The organism is Microbulbifer pacificus, assembly GCF_033723955.1.
Classification (GTDB): domain Bacteria; phylum Pseudomonadota; class Gammaproteobacteria; order Pseudomonadales; family Cellvibrionaceae; genus Microbulbifer; species Microbulbifer pacificus.
In genome coordinates this window covers 424,866-438,449 of the sequence record NZ_CP137555.1, presented here as the reverse complement: position 1 = coordinate 438,449, position 13,584 = coordinate 424,866, and the positions used below count along the sequence as shown (strand labels likewise).

The 13,584-nt window shown below is 59.6% G+C and carries 13 protein-coding genes; 5 read left to right on the top strand and 8 right to left on the bottom strand.

Annotated features, from left to right (window positions below; all coding sequences use genetic code 11):
* Window positions 1-40 precede the first annotated feature (40 nt).
* Genes R5R33_RS01860 through R5R33_RS01850 form a run of 3 tightly spaced genes read left to right on the top strand, consistent with a single transcriptional unit; the run spans window position 41 to window position 3,685 of the window.
* Entirely contained in the window at window positions 41-1,441 is a 1,401-nt protein-coding gene (locus R5R33_RS01860; RefSeq protein ID WP_318954386.1) for a phenylacetate--CoA ligase family protein, read from the top strand.
* Between the two features lie 31 nt (window positions 1,442-1,472).
* Window positions 1,473-2,840: an amidase gene (locus tag R5R33_RS01855; RefSeq protein WP_318954385.1), complete on the top strand. Its 1,368-nt coding sequence runs from the start codon at window positions 1,473-1,475 to the stop codon at window positions 2,838-2,840.
* Window positions 2,841-2,863: 23 nt separating this feature from the next.
* Window positions 2,864-3,685 (top strand): enoyl-CoA hydratase/isomerase family protein, encoded by an 822-nt coding sequence (locus R5R33_RS01850; RefSeq protein WP_318954384.1) that lies wholly within the window; start codon window positions 2,864-2,866, stop codon window positions 3,683-3,685.
* Window positions 3,686-3,767: 82 nt separating this feature from the next.
* Here R5R33_RS01850 and R5R33_RS01845 read toward each other — a convergent pair whose 3' ends face one another.
* The 4 genes from R5R33_RS01845 to R5R33_RS01830 all read right to left on the bottom strand — a co-directional run bounded on the left by R5R33_RS01845 (window position 3,768) and on the right by R5R33_RS01830 (window position 7,573).
* Complete coding sequence (locus R5R33_RS01845) at window positions 3,768-4,163, bottom strand: hypothetical protein (RefSeq protein WP_318954383.1); 396 nt, start codon at window positions 4,161-4,163, stop codon at window positions 3,768-3,770.
* Between the two features lie 39 nt (window positions 4,164-4,202).
* On the bottom strand, window positions 4,203-5,390 hold the full coding sequence (locus tag R5R33_RS01840; RefSeq protein WP_318954382.1) for a class I SAM-dependent methyltransferase: 1,188 nt from the start codon (window positions 5,388-5,390) through the stop codon (window positions 4,203-4,205).
* 171 nt (window positions 5,391-5,561) lie between these two features.
* Window positions 5,562-6,251 carry a Crp/Fnr family transcriptional regulator gene (locus R5R33_RS01835; protein ID WP_318954381.1) on the bottom strand — a complete coding sequence of 230 codons (690 nt, stop codon included), beginning with the start codon at window positions 6,249-6,251 and terminating at the stop codon, window positions 5,562-5,564.
* Window positions 6,252-6,361: 110 nt separating this feature from the next.
* Complete coding sequence (locus R5R33_RS01830; RefSeq protein ID WP_318954380.1) at window positions 6,362-7,573, bottom strand: CaiB/BaiF CoA transferase family protein; 1,212 nt, start codon at window positions 7,571-7,573, stop codon at window positions 6,362-6,364.
* Between the two features lie 153 nt (window positions 7,574-7,726).
* On the opposite strand from R5R33_RS01830, the gene R5R33_RS01825 reads away from it, so the two are divergent.
* Window positions 7,727-8,680: a hydroxymethylglutaryl-CoA lyase gene (locus tag R5R33_RS01825; protein ID WP_318954379.1), complete on the top strand. Its 954-nt coding sequence runs from the start codon at window positions 7,727-7,729 to the stop codon at window positions 8,678-8,680.
* 163 nt (window positions 8,681-8,843) lie between these two features.
* Here R5R33_RS01825 and R5R33_RS01820 read toward each other — a convergent pair whose 3' ends face one another.
* The 4 genes from R5R33_RS01820 to R5R33_RS01805 all read right to left on the bottom strand — a co-directional run bounded on the left by R5R33_RS01820 (window position 8,844) and on the right by R5R33_RS01805 (window position 12,654).
* Window positions 8,844-9,374 (bottom strand): flavin reductase family protein, encoded by a 531-nt coding sequence (locus tag R5R33_RS01820; RefSeq protein WP_318954378.1) that lies wholly within the window; start codon window positions 9,372-9,374, stop codon window positions 8,844-8,846.
* A complete protein-coding gene (locus R5R33_RS01815) occupies window positions 9,364-10,335 on the bottom strand; it encodes a hypothetical protein (protein WP_318954377.1) in 972 nt (323 codons plus the stop codon). Before R5R33_RS01815 ends, R5R33_RS01820 begins: the two co-directional genes overlap by 11 nt.
* A 97-nt stretch (window positions 10,336-10,432) precedes the next feature.
* Window positions 10,433-11,866 (bottom strand): FAD-dependent oxidoreductase, encoded by a 1,434-nt coding sequence (locus R5R33_RS01810; RefSeq protein ID WP_318954376.1) that lies wholly within the window; start codon window positions 11,864-11,866, stop codon window positions 10,433-10,435.
* 143 nt (window positions 11,867-12,009) lie between these two features.
* Entirely contained in the window at window positions 12,010-12,654 is a 645-nt protein-coding gene (locus R5R33_RS01805) for a hypothetical protein (protein ID WP_318954375.1), read from the bottom strand.
* A gap of 120 nt (window positions 12,655-12,774) precedes the next feature.
* On the opposite strand from R5R33_RS01805, the gene R5R33_RS01800 reads away from it, so the two are divergent.
* The gene (locus tag R5R33_RS01800) at window positions 12,775-13,581 is read left to right on the top strand and encodes an SDR family NAD(P)-dependent oxidoreductase (RefSeq protein WP_318954374.1); all 807 of its coding nucleotides are present in this window, start codon (window positions 12,775-12,777) and stop codon (window positions 13,579-13,581) included.
* Window positions 13,582-13,584: the final 3 nt, after the last annotated feature.

Sequence of the window (13,584 nt, the reverse complement as noted above, 5' to 3'; positions counted from 1 at the left end):
CCATTTAAAGATAACCACTGGAAGCGAGCGCGGGTTTTTCATGCCTTACCCAAGTTATTTCGAGAGTTTTGATGTGCAGCAGGCGCTGGCGGACTATCCGCTGGGTGACGCCTTTCTGGAAACCTACGCCGGTATGTCGCGGGACGCGCTGCGGGAACTGCAGAACCAGCGCTTTCTGAAACTGGTGGCGCGCGGCTGGCAGATTCCGTTTTACCAGCGTTTGTGGGGCGAGACCGGCGTAGAACCCGGTGATATCCGCAGTCTCGATGACATCGAAAAACTGCCGGTCTTTTCCAAATCCGACATCATGCACAGCGTGGAGCAGTTCCCGCCCATCGGCGATTTCAGCGGGCTGGAAGGGTTGGCGCCGGAGAAGCGGCCGCCGATTGTGTTCCATACCACCAGTGGTACCACAGGTCGGCCGCAGCCGATCATTTTTGGCCCGCGCGGTCGCGAGATTCAGGCCATGCTGGTGGCGCGGGCCTACCGCTTTATGGGGCTGAAGCCCGCGGCGACGGTGCAGTCCACCTACGGCCACGGCATGATCAATGGCGGGCACTATATCCGCGAGGCGGTAACACGCTATACCAATGCGCTGTTTCTGTCCGCCGGTACCGGCCTGGAAACCCGCTCTGCGCAGCAAGTGCAATTGATGCGGGATTTTGGTGTGAATGTGCTGGTGGGCTTTGCGGACTACATCAAGAAGCTCGCCAGTGTCGCGGAAGAAATGGGCCTGACGCCGGGCGAAGACCTGCGCATCGACATGATCATTGGCCACCTCGGTCAGGAAACCCGCGCGGCATTGAGCGAAGCCTGGGGCGGCGCCAAGCTTTACGACTGGTACGGGGTGGCGGATACCGGCTGTATCGCCGCAGAAGGCCCGGACCAGAACGGTCTGTACGTGTGGGAAGATGCCCACTACCTGGAGCTGCTCGATGTAGAAAGCGGGCGACCCGTGGCCGCCGGGGACACCGGTAATATGGTGGTCACCTGCCTGTACAAGGACGATATTTACCCGGTGATCCGCTTCAATACCTGTGATATCTCTTCGGAGATTCCCGGAGAAAACCCGTTCCAGCTGCCGTTCAGGCGCATACGCGGTTTTCTCGGCCGCTCCGACAATATGGTCAAGCTGCGCGGTATCAATGTGTATCCCCACGGCATCGGCGGCATGCTGGCGGAGCTGGAGGGTTTTACCGGCGAATATGTGTGTATTGCCGAGCGGGACGACAGCGGCCGCGAGACCCTGACGGTGTTGGTGGAGCTGGGTGTGGCGACGGAGCAGCATTCGGCAATTGCCGTACACTGCGCGGAACTACTCAAACGCAAGCTGGGTATCGAAGTGGGAGTGGAACCGGTGGCCGCCGGCGGTACTGCACAGTGGACCGAGATCGACCGCAGGCAGAAACCGTTGCGGTTGATCGACCGGCGGTTTGACTGAATCTATGCGTTTTCTTCTTCGGAAAAAGCCTATGTTTCAAAGTGGCATTTGTGATGACTTGCTGAGCAAGGATGCGACGGAGCTGGCGGCATGCCTGCAACGGGGCGAGTTCAGTATTCAGGCGCTGACCGCGCGCACCCTCGCTGCAATTACACGCAGTAAGGACAGCATCAACGCGTATGTTTACCTGGACCGCGAAGGTGCAATGAATGCGGCGCGGGCAGCCGATGTACGGCGGAGGATGGGGCAAACCTTATCCCCGTTCGATGGGTTGACCGTTGCGGTGAAAGACAACATCGACGTGGCCGGCATGCCGACAGCCAATGGCCTTGGCTACCGCGGTGTAGCACCTATCGCGAGGGAGGATGCTGCGGTCGTCGCGCGCTTGCGTGCGGCTGGGCTGATTGTGCTGGGCAAGTTGAACATGCACGAAATTGCCCTCGGCGCCACCAACGACAACCCCCACTGGGGGCGCTGTGAGAATCCGTTGCGCGCGGGTTTTACCCCCGGAGGCTCCAGTGGTGGCTCCGCTGCAGCGGTAGCGGCAGGGCTCTGCGCCTTCGCCTTGGGAACCGACACCATGGGCTCGGTGCGTATTCCCGCCAGTTACTGTGGTGTCAGTGGACTCAAGCCGGGGCGGGATTCGGTGAGTACCAATGGTGTCACCCGACTGTGCCGGCAGCTCGATACCGTTGGCCCCCTGGCGCGTTCGAGCCGGGACCTGCGTGCACTCTGGCCATTTTTACAGGACGCAGGTGGAGAAGATGCTTTCGGTCGCGCCGATCTGGCGTCCACACACTGGGCGCTTGTAGGCGACTTTGAACAGTTGGGTGTGGCCGCAGATATTTCTGCGGCGTTTCGGCGATTTGCGGACGCATTGCCGGGCGCCGTTCAGCGTCGTAGGAAATTCGCAGAGACCGATTTCTCGGCGTTTCGGCGTGCAGGCCTGTTGATGTGCGAGGCTGAGGCCAATGTCACCTTCGCAGATGAATTGTCACAGATGCCCGCGCTGTTTTCCGATGAGTTGCAGCGCTTGTTGCAGTGGGGCGCTGCGCGCAGCGCACCGGACCTGGTCCGCGCTCAGGACGTGGTTGAAACGGCGGGAAACTGGCTGCGCGGGCAATTGCAGGATGTAGATTTCCTGCTGACGCCGACCACATTGCAGACCGCGTTTCCATTTAGCCAGGTCGCACCGGTGAATCAGGCCAATCTCACCGCGTGTGTAAATATGGCGGGGCTGGCGGCGGCGAGTATTCCGTTGGGTGTGTCCGGTGACGGCTTGCCATTCGGTGTACAGATTATTGCCCGTGCGGGTGCGGAAACTGCATTGCTGGATACCTGCGTTGCGTTGGAGCAGTGGCTGCACAGCAAGTCCAGTACCTATAACGAGATGGCGTGAAGTCAGGCGGGGGAGAGGGAAGGATGACAACGGAAGCACCTCAGGTTTCGACCGCAAAAATTGGCTTTGCCATCGAAGGCGGCCTGGCGCGGATCACCATCGACAACCCTGCCCAGCGCAATGCGATGACGGTGGCCATGTGGCAACAGTTGTCCGATCTACTCGATCGCGTGACCGAAGATAATGGCATTCGCGCGGTGTTAGTCACCGGCGCCGGAAAGCGGGCCTTTTGTGCCGGTGCCAATATCGATGAACTGACCGCCGCCATGGAAAACCCGTCCGAAATGCGCCGGCAGAATGCACTGATCCGCAACGTGCAGCTTAAGCTTGAGCAGCTGCCGCGCCCAACACTGGCGGTCATCCGCGGTGCCTGTTATGGCGGCGGTTGTGGTTTGGCGCTGGCCTGCGATATTCGCCTGGCTGATAGCGCGGCGACGTTTGCCATCACGCCGGCGAAGCTGGGCGTTCTCTACAGCCTGCTGGACACCCGGCGACTGGTGAATGTTGTCGGTGCGGCCAATGCGCGGGATATGTTGCTGACGGGGTTGCCGGTTTCCGCTGCGCGGGCGCAGCAGATCGGGCTGGTGCAGCACCTGGCAGAAGCTCCCACGTTGGAAAGCAAAGAGGGCGAGCTGGTGCGGAGCCTGCTGGAAAACTCCCAGTATTCCCTGCGCTGGACCAAGGCCACGCTGGATTATCTCACTGGGCATGGCGGTGAATCTGAAATCGATGAAGCAACATTGCGACAAGCGTTTGACGACGCGTTTTCCGGCGGTGATTTCCGCGAGGGCAGTGCCGCTTTTCTCGAACGGCGCCGCGCGCAATTTCGCTGGCCGGAGAAGTAACCAATTACTGCCTGAACGGTAGGCATGAAAAAAGCCCTGCAAATTTGCAGGGCTTTTTGGTTTTTGCGGAAGTGATCAGGTCTCAATTACTTGCCAGCTCTTCGATAAGTTCCTCGAGCTCCGTGGTCGCACTGACATTTTCCTTGCGCGCCTGCTGCCGGGCTTCGCGGTCTTCGTCGAACTGTTCGATTTCCTGCTGGATCACCCGCAGAATTCGCGCGATAAATTCCTGGTGCCAGAGGCCGCGTTCGCGGGCGGCCGCGGTGTCGGGCTCGTAGTTTTCAATATCGGTACGTTGCAGCAGCTCGCGGGCTTGCAGCAGGCGTTCAAGCGTATCGATCCGCTCGCGGGCGACCGCGAGTTCTCCGGCGAGCGCCATCAGCATCGATAGCAGTCGATCGGTATCCGCGTCCTTGAAAAACACCGGGCGCTTGCCCCGGGCCTTGGTGCCCGCCATGTCGATCGGGTCAATGGTCATGGCCTTACTCCGCATCATTCCTTGGGTCGTCGTTGCGTATCACTTGCTGGCGATATAGGTATGCCAAGCCGGCTTGCGCCCGTAGTCTTCGCTGTCTGCCGCCGCCTTGGCGGCACTGGGAAACAGGGTTTCATCCACCACCGCGAACAGGCCGTGGGTGGTGATGTTTTCTCGTGCAAATCCGGCCTGTTCCATCGCCTCGAACAGATCCAGGTCGTGCAGCGTGCCCCAGAACGGCTCGTTGTTATTGCGGGTGTCCCAGTCGCGCATGAACTGCTCGTAGGGCGGCATTTCCGGAGTGAACTGCGGCTGTTCGATATGCACCACCTTGCCGCCATCGGCGAGCAGGCGATGGGTTTCTGCAAGAATGCGCGGTAGTGCGCGGCTCGAGGTTTCGTGCAGGAACATACACGTGATGATCAGGTCGAAGCTGCCATCTTCCGCGGCAATGGCCTCGGCGTTTTCCTGGCGGAAGGTGATGTTGTCGACGCCGAGGGAGCGGGCCCGCGCGTGGGCGTAGCGTAGTACCGGGGCGGAAACATCAATGGCGAGAATTTCGCTTTCCGGGAATGCCTGCGCCAGCGGCACGATGTTGTGGCCGACGGTACAGCCGATATCGAGAATGCGCTTGGGCTTGTAACCGGACTTCGCTTCTTCCTTCAACCATTCCACCAGCGCCTGGCCGCCACCATCACTGTAGCGGCCGAGCATGCCAGCGGTGGTGACAAAAATTCCAGAGTCGTAGTTGGCGCCCGCGGCGATATCGTCGTCGACGTATTCGGTATGGTAGCTCCCGGGCATGCAGTGGGTATCCACCGCACTGACATAGCGCGGAATTTCCACCGACCGATCAAGTAGCAGGGCATTGCTGTCCTGATTCAATTCCCGCGCCTTTTCAACAAGCTCCGGCAGCTGGCGGAACACCATGGCGCGGCTGTTTTGCTGGCGCATTTCCATGGTGTTGCGGCGCAGGCTGCTCCACAGCTGATACAGGGATTCGCGCTTGAGTAATTCACCGACTTCACGCCGGTTTGTCGGCGCGGCCTTGCCCTCTGTGCGACTGTCATAGGCCTTGCGCACACCGGGAAGTATCCGGGAGGCCAGGTGCATGTTCAGGTTGGTGAGAAAGTTGAAGCGGGCAATTTCATCGTGATTGGCTTCGGGAAATACACCGTGGCGCCCGACCGCATTCCAGGCGGGGGGTACCTGCCGATCTGTATTTGCCATGGACAACTCCGCAGTTTGCGAGGATTTTCGCTAGTCTAGCGGCGCACGAAATGCTGCCCATGATAAAAGTCAACTTGTGCGGCACCTGTGCTGGCGCACACACAAGGGCGGAGAAAGGGGATAGGTCGCAGGTGGGCAGGGTAGGTCTTGGAGAAGGGCGAGCAGCGTGCTTCAGTGCACGCTGGCCAGTTCTTCCAGCACGCTGCGATCGAGTATGCGGATGCGATGGGCGCTCACGATTTCGATCAGTTGCATGGCCTTCAGGCGTGCGAAGGCACGGCTGACGGTTTCGATGGTGAGGCCGAGATAGTCGGCGATGTCCTGGCGGCTCATGATCAGTTCGATATCGGCATTCTGCGTACCGCACTGGCGGCGACCGATCTGGGCGAGCAGGAAGCACAGCCGCTCGTGGGCCTTTTTTTGCCCCAGTGCGAACAGCTGGTCCAGGGTCTGAGCCAAAACGTTGCCGCCGATCTGGCGGGCATTGGTCTTGAGGGTGGTGAATCGATCCACCAGGGCGAGAAATTCCCGGCGGACGAAAGACTGCAGTTCGGTCTCGCGAAGCGCGACCACACTGTATTCATAGTCGTCGGTATTGGTAAATCCGATGTAGTCGCCGGAATAGGCGAAGGCAATGACCTGACGGCGACCGGAGCGGGACAGGCGTTCGATCATAAGGGTGCCGGACACAACGACGTACACATTTTGCGCAGTGCTGTGTTGCTTGATCAATTGTTCGCCAGCGGAGATCCGGCGGCGCTGACAAATGGCGGTCAGCTCCGTCAGTTCCTCATTGCCAAGGCCGCGAAACAATTTGGAATGGAAAAACGTTTCCAGAGGTTTCAGCGCTGGGCTGTTCACGGTGACCTGTCCTCAAAAAGCTTCTCCGCAGACTAATCGCAAAGGCGCCTGCTGTCTATCAAAGGCGCCTGCTGTCTATCAAAGCTGCCTGCTGTCTACGTCGGGGGAGGTCATACTGCCATCTCCTCGCGGTGACTGGCCTGCAGCACCCCGTGCTTGATCAGAGCCTCGATCTGGGATTCACTCAGGCCCACAGCACGCGCGACCTCGATGCTTTGTTCGCCCACTTTCGGAATGTCGCGACGCAGGCCTGGGCGGCGGCCGCCGAACTCCACCGGCAGTGCCGGGAGGAGCGTGCGCTGGCCGTTGTCCAGGGTGAGTTCCACCAATCCACCGGCGGCGTTCAGATGCGGGTCCTCGAACAGGTCGGTAGGCTTGTTGATCGGCGCGAATGGGATGCCGGCGCGATCCAGCCGCGCCATCAGCTCCGATTTAGGCAGGCTCGCAAACAGTGCGCTGATGCGCGGCAGCAGGCGCTCCCGTGCGGTAACCCGTCCGGCGTTGCTGGCGAGGGTAGAATCCTCGGCGAGATCGGTCAGCTTGAATTCGCTGCAGAAGGCCCGCCACAGGGTGTCACTGACCACGCCGACGAAAACGCGATCGCCCTCGGCGCTGTGGAATATGTCGTAAATGGACCAGGCGCTGCGGCGCACTGACATGGGCGGTGGCTCCTCGCCGGTCACTGCCTGTTGCGCCATATGCTGACCCACCAGGAAGGCGGTGGTCTCGAACAGGGAACTGGTCACATGCTGGCCGCGCCCGGTGGCGTGGCGCTGCTGCAACGCGGACAGGATGGCGATGACCCCGAACATGCCGCCGGTAATGTCGATAACCGAAGTGCCGGCGCGCAGCGGGCGGTCGGGCAGGCCGGTCATATAGGCGAGCCCGCCCATCATCTGGGTGACTTCATCCAGCGCGGTGCGGTGTTCGTAAGGGCCGCTGAGGAAACCTTTCAGCGAGCAGTAAATCAACCCCGGGTTCCGCTCGCTGAGCGCCGCATAGCCAAAGCCGAGACGATCCATGGCACCGTGGCGAAAGTTCTCGATGACCACATCGGCCTCGTCCACAAGACGCAGCGCGACGTCGCGGCCCTCCGGGGATTTCAGGTCCAGCGCCAGGCTGCGCTTGTTGCGGTTGTACATGGCAAAGTAGCCCGCACCCGAACCCTGAAGCCGCCGGGTGTTATCTCCCTCGTAGGGCTCGACCTTGGTGACCTCAGCGCCCAGGTCCGCAAGAATGCAGCCTGCGGCGGGGCCCATCACCATATGGGTAAACTCGACCACCTTGATGCCGGCGAGCGGTAAAACTTCCTGATGTGCCATCAACGGCTCTCCAATGAAATGCCCGAAATGGAATGTTCCATGCAGGTACTGGTCAATATGATATAATAATATAACAATAGATCAAGCGGCCGGTGTCGACAGGCCCGAGAGACAAGCTTGAATTGCCAGAGCAAACAGACGAGGGAAGTGCGAGTGGGTGACATTGATATCGAGATCAGCGAAGTAGGGCCGCGCGATGGTCTGCAGAGCATCAGCAGCATCATGGCGACAGCTGACAAAAAACGCTGGATTACCGCACTTGCGGCCGCCGGTTTGCGGGAAATTGAAGTCGGCTCCTTTGTGCCGGCAAAAGTGTTGCCGCAGCTGGCAGATACCGCGGAGATCGTACAGTTCGCGCGGACCATTCCCGGCCTCACGGTGGCGGTGCTGGTACCCAATCTGCGCGGTGCGCAGGGTGCCGTTGCCGCCGGCGCGCACAAACTGACCATTCCGCTATCGGTGAGTGAAACCCATAGCCTGAAAAACCTGCGCCGCACGCATGATCAGGTACTGGAAGAGGTGCGGGGGATTCGCGCTTTGCTAAACGGCCTGCCAGCGGAACAGCGGCCGAGCTTCGAGGGTAGCCTGTCCACCTGTTTTGGTTGCACCCTGGAGGGCGCGGTTGCCGAAGATGCGGTGTTGCGCCTGGCCGAAGCGCTGATGGAAGCCGGTTGTGACGAAGTGGGACTTTCGGATACCACCGGCTATGGCAACCCGGTGCAGGTGCGCAGGATGATTCGCCGTATATGGGAGAACCTGGGGCGCGACGCGCTGCACGGCATCCATCTGCACAACACCCGTGGTCAGGGGCTGGCGAATGTGCTGGCGGCCATCGAGGAGGGGATTACCACTGTGGATGCTTCCATGGGTGGCATCGGCGGCTGTCCGTTTGCGCCCGGCGCCAGTGGCAATATCGTCACCGAAGACCTGGTATTCCTGCTGGAGGCCATGGGCTATCGCACCGGGGTGGACTTTGAGAAATTGATGGGGGCGCGTGAAATACTCGCCGCAGCGCTACCGGAAGAGCCACTGTACGGGTTTCTGCCGGATGCTGGCCTGCCGAAAGGCTTTCGGCGTGCGGGAATTGCGCAGGTGGAATTCGCCTGACGAGATCTGAGCTTCTTTCTATCTGAAATATCGTTGCCTGTTGCCGCGCAGTAGCGGGGATTAAATTTATCTCCACTCGCGCGGCTTTTTATTTTCCCGGGGACATAAAAAAACCGGCAGCGGAACTGCCGGTCAACACGACCATCAAGAGATCAAGGAGAAATCAGGCAATGCGGGCGTAGTGTCCGCGATGAAACAGCAGGGGTTCGTGATCCTGGGTGTGCATGGCCTCGACTCGGCCAACCATGATGAGGTGGTCACCACCTTCGTAGCGGGCCGCGACGGAGCACTGCAGGCGCGCACAGAATTCATTCAGCAGGGGAACGCCCTGTTCATTGATCTCGTAATCCAGTCCGGCGAAGCGGTCGACACCGCGGCGGGCGAACAGGGAAGAGAGTGATTCCTGCTCCTCATTCAATACGTGAATCGCAAAATGTTCACAGCGATTGAACGCATCGAAGCAGCCGGTGTTCTTGCCGATACACCAGAGAATCAGTGCCGGGTCCAGGGAAACCGTATTGAAACTGCTCGCGGTCATGCCCACCGGTTCACCGGCTTCATTGCTGGTGGTGATGATGGTGACACCGGTTGCGAACTGGCCGAACACCTGGCGCAGCTGCAGCGGTTCAACGGTGTGCTTCTGGGTGAGGATTTCCGTGCTGATCGGTCTCAGCAGCTCCGCTTCAATCGACATGGTTTGCTCCCAGTATCAGGTCACCCTGTTCCCAGCGCAGCACGCCGAAGGTGGTGTATTTTTCTTTCTGCGACTGCATGAACTGCCAGGCGCACACCAGGGTGTAATCTTCATCCACCTGGGTTTCCCGCGACCAGAGCTTGAAGGCCTGGCCAAATACATGGCGCACCGAGTAGAGGTAGCGGCCGTAGGACATACCGTTACCGAACATATCCGGGCCGTGGTACTGGTGGTGGTTGCCGGTGCGGGTGCGCATGGCGGTCCACTTGGCATTCACCACGCCGCTGATTTCGATAGTCTGCTCCGAGTGCAGCAGGTTCAGTGGCTTGTGATGGATCACCACATCGTTGTGGCCCACCAGCTCCTGCTTGTCGTTGTAGACCTCGAAACGGCCGGAAAACTTGCCCGCGTGTTTGACCGGCAGGTTGAACGGGCGTTTGCCATCGCTCTTTTCCTTGTCCAGAAATGCGGTCACGCGCTTCTGGGTTGCCGGGTTGGTCTGGTGGTCCTGGGTGACGACGTACAGACCATTGAACACGCCTACCAGGGTGTCCGCCTCGAACAGCTGGGATGAGTACACCTGGATGCCCAGTTCCGGCACCACATGGTTCATGGTGCGCAGATTCACGTTCCAGCCCGGGGAAAAGTAATTGGAGTCCACCAGCAGTCCGTAAGGGCGGCCGCTGCCGAAAAAGTCCGGGCCGGTGTAGATACGGTCCTGGTCGGAATCGATAACGCCAAAGCGGAACGGGGAACCGATTTCAAAGCGGTCGTTCAGTGGGCCGGTAGCGTCGAATCGGGTGTTCATCCAGTAGGTGGTGCGCCCGTTTTCGAATTCACTGGCGCGGCTGACTTTGTTGTAACCGACGTGGGTACCGTCCGCCTCGAACAGTGAGGGCAGGCCGTGCCATTCGCCTTCGATCGCCTTTTGCCAGTTGCTGGGTGTTTTATCGTTGCTCATACATGTTCTACCGGTTCTGCGTAATTGGGTTACGCATGACGTTATTCGATATCAGCTGCCATCCTAACCTGCGGATGCCTGTCTGCCTTGCCAATTATCAATTCTGCATTATTGGTGTGGTCAGTTCGCTGAGGGCGGAGGCGTGTTTGCACGCATCGCCCACCAGCGCAAAGCCCTGCAATTGCCCGTTGCTGGCGATAAAGTGCGCGACAATGCCGCGGGCATCGCTGCGCTCAAAACGCCAGTCGCCAGCGGCATTGCGCGGCGGAGGTGACACGGTCACCGGACACAGGGTGGTCTTGATACTGACCGGCATATTGCCGTAATGCACTGGGGTCGGGCTACCCGCCAGGGTCTGCGCCAGCGCGCGGGCACCCGCCAGTAATGGCGCGATATAGCAGAGATTGTGGCCGTCTACTTCCGCGCAATCGCCCAGGGCATAGACGTGTTCCGCACTGGTGGCCAGATAGCGGTCGGTGACAATGCCGCGGGCGGTGTGGATGCCGCTGCGCTCTGCCAGTTCCACCCGCGGGCGCACGCCAATGGCGCTGATCACCCGGTCAACCTGCAGCTGGGTACCGTCCGCCAGTTCGGCACGGGTGCCTCCCACCGAATATTCCAATGCCTTGACGGTGGTGCCCAGATGAAAGCGCACACCGGCGTTTTCCAGAGTATTTTGTACCAGGCTGCCTGCGGTAGCGGGAATAAGGTTGCCGAGTACATTGGCCTGAGGCTCGACCACATGCACTGCATATCCTGACTGAATAAGGTCATTGGCGTATTCACAGCCAATCAGTCCGGCACCGATTACCAGCACGGACATTGCGCCGGGTACGGCGGTGAAGAATCGCTGGAAATCCTGCAGATCGTTGATGCTGTACGCAGAGCCCGCTGCGCTGCCGGCCATCGGTACTTCTATCGGATCGGAGCCCAGGGCCAGTACCAGTTTGCCGTAGTGCATCCGCTGGTCGTGGGAGCCCGCGCGCAGGGTCAAAACCCTGGATGCGGTATCCAGGGCGGTGACATGGGTAAAGGTGAGAATTCGGGCATCATGGCTTTCCGCCATTTCCCGCGCGGTGTTGCTCACCAGCTGCTCCGGTGTGCGCTGTTTGTGAAACGCGGTACTGAGCTGCGGTTTCGAATAGTGTGCGCCATCGTCCGCGGAAATCATGACCAGCGGGGTTTTCTGATCGAGTTTGCGCAGTTCTTTGGCCAGGTGGTAACCGGCGAGTCCGGTACCGACGATAACGATCGGTTCCAGGTTGAAGTCAACTTGTGACGATGCGGCCACCTGCACCGGAGCAGGGGGTGCAGGCTTATCCTCGGTGGCCGGGGCTTCTGTGGTCAGCGCAATGCGGCGCACCTCGACCATTTCGAAATCGTCTTTACCGACGCCGCACTCCGGGCACTGCCAGTCTTTAGGCACGTCTTCCCAGCGGGTGCCTGGTGGGATGCCATCTTCCGGCGCGCCCTTGGATTCATCGTAAACCCAGCCGCAAACCAGGCACTCCCAAATTCGATACTCCTGCATGTGCTACTTCCCGATCATTATTACTTTGTTGTCGGTATGCCGCAGCGAACGTCTGCGGACGATGAGCACAGCATAAAAAGGTGTGTTGCCCGGGTGGATGACAATTATCAAGCCCGGCAACACGCCCTGGGTCAAATCGGGAATCAGGCCGGGGTAGATTCCACCAGGTGTTGCCAGATGGAAGAGCGGAAGGGGGTTTCGTGCACTGGGCCTTCGCTGCCGCGAGGGTCCAGCGCATGGCGGCGGTCACAGGTCGGCGACAGGCGAACACCGCGTGCGGTCAGGGTGCGGGTGGCAACGCCGTCCCGATACAGTACCGTGTGGCGAACCCGCTGGCCGGGCGCGGTGAGCATAATGAAGTCCGGCTCCATATAAACATCGCAGGCCTGGCCAAGACGCAGTGCATTGAAAGTCAGAATGCCGACACCGCCGGACACCCCGACATTTTCATAGGCGCCGGGGCCGAGCGGATCGAATACCAGCAGGTTGTCGCGCAGCTGGCCGGTAAAGGTTTTCGCAGTGGGATTACGGCCGCGAAAGTGCACGTTGGTCAGTTGCAGTCGCTGCCCATCGAAATCCAGGTAAACCAGATTGTCGAACGGGCTGGGTCCCGGTGTGCCGCTGCCCGCGGTGGTATCGTCTTCCAGCGGACGGCCGTCGAGGTGAAAAAGCTCCACCTGGTCGTGCCAGGTGCCGCGCATAAGCATGAGGTTGTAACCCACGGAGCCAATGGGGAAGGTGGGGTAGCTGGTAGAAGTTGCAGGTTTGTCGGCAGAAATTTCGGACATTTTGCTATCGTCTTGCATTAAAGGTGTTAATGATATAACAATAACTCAAAATAACGCCTGCAACCAGTATCTCGGCACGGGCTGCCTTCAATCCGACTTGCCTATTAACGAGGGAAATTTATGAAAACGGTAGTAATTACAGGTAGCACCCGTGGTATCGGCCGTGGCCTGGCAGAAAACTTCCTCGCCAGCGGCTGTCGGGTGATCGTGAGTGCCCGCTCCCAGAGTAAAGTGGATGAAGCCGTCAGCGAGTTGCAGGCCGTGTACGGCATTGAAGCGGTGGCGGGGTTGCGCTGCGAAATCACATCTGAGCAGGAATTGGCCGAGCTGTGGACATTCGCCAGTGAAAAAGGTCCGGTGGATTACTGGATCAACAACGCCGGCATGAGCATTGTGCGCAAGCCGCTCGCCGAACAGTCGGCGGATGATCTGCGAAGGATTGTCGATACCAACCTCACCGGCCTGTTGCTAGCCTGCAAGATTGCTCTGGCGGGCATGCAGAAACAGGGCTTCGGCCAGATCTGGAATATGGAAGGGTTCGGCAGCACGGGACAGACCAATACCGGCATGGCCGCCTATGGGGCCACCAAGCGCGCACTCAATTACGTCACTACTTCGCTGCAGAAAGAAGTGAAGGGCACGGCGGTGCAGGTCAATACCCTGAGCCCCGGTATTGTTGTGACGGATCTGCTAGTCGGCGATTATGACTTCACTTCCAGTGAGTGGCAGAAAACCCGCAAGATTCTCAATATTCTCGGCGATACCGTCGAGACAGTCACACCCTATCTGGTGCAGGGTGTACTGAAAGCGCAGAAAAGCGGCAGTCGCGTAGCCTGGTTGACGACTCGCAAGGCTTTCTGGCGTTTTCTCACCGCCGGCTTTAACAAGCGCGACCTGTTTGCCGTTTACGATTCCCATCCCGCCTGACGC

What these genes read in the sequence shown, in the direction of transcription:
- R5R33_RS01860 (WP_318954386.1), top strand. Translation starts at nt 41, where the DNA reads ATGCCTTACCCAAGTTATTTCGAGAGTTTTGATGTGCAGCAGGCGCTG.
- R5R33_RS01855 (WP_318954385.1), top strand. Translation starts at nt 1,473, where the DNA reads ATGTTTCAAAGTGGCATTTGTGATGACTTGCTGAGCAAGGATGCGACG.
- R5R33_RS01850 (WP_318954384.1), top strand. Translation starts at nt 2,864, where the DNA reads ATGACAACGGAAGCACCTCAGGTTTCGACCGCAAAAATTGGCTTTGCC.
- R5R33_RS01845 (WP_318954383.1), bottom strand. Translation starts at nt 4,163, where the DNA reads ATGACCATTGACCCGATCGACATGGCGGGCACCAAGGCCCGGGGCAAG.
- R5R33_RS01840 (WP_318954382.1), bottom strand. Translation starts at nt 5,390, where the DNA reads ATGGCAAATACAGATCGGCAGGTACCCCCCGCCTGGAATGCGGTCGGG.
- R5R33_RS01830 (WP_318954380.1), bottom strand. Translation starts at nt 7,573, where the DNA reads ATGGCACATCAGGAAGTTTTACCGCTCGCCGGCATCAAGGTGGTCGAG.
- R5R33_RS01820 (WP_318954378.1), bottom strand. Translation starts at nt 9,374, where the DNA reads ATGTCGATTGAAGCGGAGCTGCTGAGACCGATCAGCACGGAAATCCTC.
- R5R33_RS01815 (WP_318954377.1), bottom strand. Translation starts at nt 10,335, where the DNA reads ATGAGCAACGATAAAACACCCAGCAACTGGCAAAAGGCGATCGAAGGC.
- R5R33_RS01810 (WP_318954376.1), bottom strand. Translation starts at nt 11,866, where the DNA reads ATGCAGGAGTATCGAATTTGGGAGTGCCTGGTTTGCGGCTGGGTTTAC.
- R5R33_RS01805 (WP_318954375.1), bottom strand. Translation starts at nt 12,654, where the DNA reads ATGTCCGAAATTTCTGCCGACAAACCTGCAACTTCTACCAGCTACCCC.
- R5R33_RS01800 (WP_318954374.1), top strand. Translation starts at nt 12,775, where the DNA reads ATGAAAACGGTAGTAATTACAGGTAGCACCCGTGGTATCGGCCGTGGC.